General features: G+C 62.2%; 1 protein-coding gene. It reads left to right on the top strand.

All coding sequences use genetic code 11. The features are described 5' to 3' along the window. A partial coding sequence (locus tag EN862_RS35075) for an aminotransferase class III-fold pyridoxal phosphate-dependent enzyme (protein ID WP_135913300.1) occupies positions 1-347 on the top strand: 347 nt, incomplete at both ends.

The raw sequence follows: 347 nt of genomic DNA, 5'->3' as shown, positions 1-347 counted from the left end.
CTCGTACGCGGTCGTGGCACCAAACTCTTCGACGCCTCCGGGACGGAGTACCTGGATTGCTACAACAACGTCGCTGATGTGGGGCATTGCCATCCCTATGTGGTTGAGGCGCTCGCACAGCAGGCGGCTACGCTCAACACGAACTCCCGCTATCTTCACCGCGAGATCCTGCGGCTCGGAGAGCGGCTGACGGCGACCCTCCCCGAAGGCCTGGATACCTGGATCTTCGTCTGTACCGGCTCGGAAGCCAACGACCTGGCGGTTCGCATTGCCCGGTCGGTTACCGGCAACGAAGGCGTGATCGTCACAGAGAACAGCTATCACGGCAACACGTCTGTGGTCGCGCC

The organism is Mesorhizobium sp. M2E.F.Ca.ET.219.01.1.1, assembly GCF_004016445.2.
In the GTDB taxonomy this organism is placed as follows: domain Bacteria; phylum Pseudomonadota; class Alphaproteobacteria; order Rhizobiales; family Rhizobiaceae; genus Mesorhizobium.
This window is presented reverse-complemented; position numbering and strand designations above follow the sequence as displayed.